This is a genomic window from Rhizobacter sp., from assembly GCF_031412495.1.
In the GTDB taxonomy this organism is placed as follows: Bacteria; Pseudomonadota; Gammaproteobacteria; order Burkholderiales; family Burkholderiaceae_C; genus Schlegelella_A.
The window spans coordinates 1-3,395 of record NZ_JANODC010000058.1 but is presented as its reverse complement, the minus strand read 5'-3'; the positions used below and the strand labels follow the sequence as shown (position 1 = coordinate 3,395).

Genomic DNA, 3,395 nt, shown 5'->3' with positions numbered 1-3,395 from the left:
GAGGGTGCGCGGGATCGATCGCTGGCCGACCCAGGGATGGTCGGGCGCGGCGACGATCACGTAGGGGTGCGGCGCGAACGGGAGTTGCACCGTGTCCATGTCGGTCGGCGGCCGGACCATGATCGCCAGGTCGGTGAGGTTCTGCGCGATCTGGCCGAGCAGGCCTTCGCGGTTGTGGACGCTGAAGTTCAGGCTGACGTCGCGGTGCCGGCGCACGAACTCGACCAGCAGGCGCGGGAAGAAGTAGTCGCCGGCGCTGATGACGCCGACGTTGAGCCGGCCGCCCGCGACGCCGCTGAACTGCGCCATGGCCTGCGCCGCGGCATCGAACTGGGCGATGATGGCGCGAGCGATCTCGAGCAGCTCGGTGCCGGCCGGCGTCAGGTAGATCTTCTTTCCGAACTGCTCGAACAGGCGGTTGCCCGCGTGCTCCTCCAGCTTCTTGATCTGGGTCGACACGGCCGGCTGCGTCAGGTGCAGCTCCTCGGCGGCGCGTGAGAAGCTGTTCAGCCGGGCAACCGACTCGAACAGCTTGAGCTGGCGCAGGGTGGCGTTCTTCACGCCCGCAGGCCCGCCGGCCGGTGCGCCGGCGCTACCACCCGCTCAGAAACCGGTCTGCGCGGCCTTGGTCTCGACGCTGCCGGCGTGGCGCGGCGGCGCCTGCCGCGATGCCACGTCGGCGTCGCCCCGGCGCAGCTCGGCGAGCCGGCACTCGATCGCCGACGCCAGGAACTCGGCGTTGTAGGCGCGAAGCAGGTGCGGATGCTGCTGCTCGATGTAGTGGCGGATGCGCTCGCAGGGATCGCCGCTCGACTGCAGCGACTCGAAGGTGTCGGCGCTCCAGTGCCAGCCGAGACCGAGCTCGTAAAAGGCGGCGTTGTAGGCACTCCGCTCTGCTTCGGCTGCGGCGGCGGTGCGTCGCGTCGATTGCACTTGAGTCATGGCGATCTCCTTGAACCGCCGGCTTCTGCGCGAGAAGCGGGCGCGTGAAACAAGGACCCAATGTAGTCATGCGCGGCGACGAATGACAGTCAAACTGTCCTATGCGAACGATCACCGCCAGGTAATGAACCCGGCGCTCAGGGCGCAGTGGCGACTTCGCCGGAGGGCTCGAGACGCTGCCGCGCGCGCGCCCGGCCGCCGCCGAAGCTGCTCTGCTCGGGTTCCGGTCCGCCGAGCGAGACGCGGATGGCGCAGTACTTGAACTCCGGAATCTTGGCGAAGGGATCGAGCGCCGCGTTGGTGAGCCGGTTGATCGCCGCCTCGTAGTAGCAGAACGGCACGAACACCGCGCCCGGCGGCGTGCCCTCGTCGGCGCGCGCGTAGAGCGTCACCTTGCCGCGCCGCGACTCGATCGTCACCAGGTCGCCCGGCTTGCCGCCGAGGGCGGCGAGGTCGAGCGGATGCACCGAGGCGACCGGGTCCGGCTCGAGCGCATCGAGCGCCGCGGCGCGCCGGCTCATGCTGCCGGTGTGCCAGTGCTCGAGCTGCCGGCCGGTGATGAGCACCATCGGGTACTCGGCATCGGGGCGCTCGTCGGCCGGGATGATGTCGGCCGGGACGAACCGGGCCCGCCCCGTCTCGCGCGGGAAGTCGTCGACGAACACCACCGACTGGCCCGGGTCGCCTTCCTCCCGGCACGGATAGGTGACGGCGTGCTCGCGCTCGAGCCGCTCCCAGGTGATGCCGGCGATGCTGGGCATCGTCCGGCGCATCTCGTCGAAGACTTCGGACGCCGGGGCCATGGGCCAGTCGAGGCCGAGCTGGCGCCCCATCTGCTGGATGATCCAGAGGTCCTGGCGCGCCTGGCCCGGCGGCTCGAGCGCCTGCCGGCCGATCTGCACCAGCCGGTCGGTGTTGGTGAAGCTGCCGGTCTTCTCGGGAAACGCGCTGGCCGGCAGGATGACGTCGGCCAGGTAGGCGGTCTCGGTCAGGAAGATGTCCTGCACCACCAGGTGCTCGAGCGCGGCGAGCGCCTCGCGCGCGTGGTTGGCGTCCGGGTCCGACATCGCCGGGTTCTCGCCCATGATGTACATGCCGCGGATGCCGCCGCTCTTGATCGCGTGCATCACCTCGACGACTGTGAGGCCCGGCTGCGTGTCCAGGGTGCCCTCGGGCAGCCTCCAGGCGCGCTCGAAGCGGGCGCGCGCCGCCGGATCGGTGACGTGCTGGTAGTCGGGCAGCATCATCGGGATCAGGCCCGCGTCCGACGCGCCTTGCACGTTGTTCTGGCCGCGCAGCGGATGCAGCCCGGTCCCGGGGCGGCCGATCTGGCCCGTCATCAGCGCCAGGGCGATCAGGCAGCGGGCGTTGTCGGTGCCGTGCACGTGCTGCGAGATGCCCATGCCCCACAGGATCATCGACGCCTTGGACGTCGCGTACAGCCGCGCCACGTCGCGGATCGTCTCGGCGTCGATGCCGCAGATCGGCGCCATCAGCTCAGGCGTGTAGCCGGCGACGTTGGCACGCAGCTCCTCGTAGCCGATGGTCCGGCTCTCGATGAAGGCAGCGTCGACCAGCCCTTCGCCGACGATGACGTTCATCATCGCGTTGAGCAGGGCGACGTCGGTGTCGGCCTTGAACTGCAGATAGCGATGCGCGAGCCGGCCCAGGTCGGAGCGGCGCGGGTCGCAGACGATGAGCTTGGTGCCGGCCTCGGCGGCGTTCTTGATCCAGGTCGCTGCGACCGGGTGGTTCACGGTCGGGTTGGCGCCGATGAGGATCACCACCTCTGCCTTCATCACGTCCATCACCGGGTTCGAGACCGCCCCGGAGCCGATGCCCTCGAGCAGCGCCACCACCGACGAGGCGTGGCACAGGCGCGTGCAGTGGTCGACGTTGTTGCTGCCGAAGCCGGTGCGCACGAGCTTCTGGAACAGGTAGGCCTCTTCGTTGCTGCCCTTGGCCGAGCCGAAGCCCGCGAGCGACTTCATGCCGTGCTCGTCGCGGATGCGGCGCAGCGTGCCGCCGGCGAAGGCGAGCGCCTCGTCCCAGCTCGCTTCGCGGAAGACGTCCATGACGCGCTCCGGGTCCATCTGGAAGTCGCCGCGCTTGGGCCCGTCGGCGCGCCGGATCAGCGGCTTCGTCAGGCGGTGCGGGTGATGCGCGTAGTCGAAGCCGTAGCGGCCCTTGACGCAGAGCCGCTCGTGGTTGGCCGGGCCGTCGCGGCCCTCGACCCAGAGGATGCGGTTGTCCTTGACGTTGTAGGTGAGCTGGCAGCCGACGCCGCAGAAAGGGCAGACCGACTCGACCTGCTTGTCCGGCACCGTCAGGGCGACGTCGCCGGCCGGCATCAGCGCCCCCGTCGGGCACGCCTGCACGCACTCGCCGCACGAGACGCAGGTGGAGTCGCCCATCGGGTCGTCCATGTCGAAGACGATCTTCTCGCCCTGGCC

3 protein-coding genes are annotated in these 3,395 nt (G+C 69.9%); all 3 read right to left on the bottom strand.

Features of this window, described 5'->3' with window-relative positions:
* On the bottom strand, positions 1–561 hold a 561-nt coding region (locus AC30N0_RS02170), incomplete at its 3' end, for a LysR family transcriptional regulator (protein ID WP_489516298.1).
* A gap of 42 nt (positions 562–603) precedes the next feature.
* The gene (locus AC30N0_RS02165; RefSeq protein WP_489516297.1) at positions 604–942 is read right to left on the bottom strand and encodes an HAD family hydrolase; all 339 of its coding nucleotides are present in this window, start codon (positions 940–942) and stop codon (positions 604–606) included.
* A gap of 137 nt (positions 943–1,079) precedes the next feature.
* Positions 1,080–3,395, bottom strand: a 2,316-nt coding sequence (gene fdhF, locus AC30N0_RS02160; RefSeq protein WP_489516296.1) for a formate dehydrogenase subunit alpha, incomplete at its 5' end; no start/stop codon positions are given.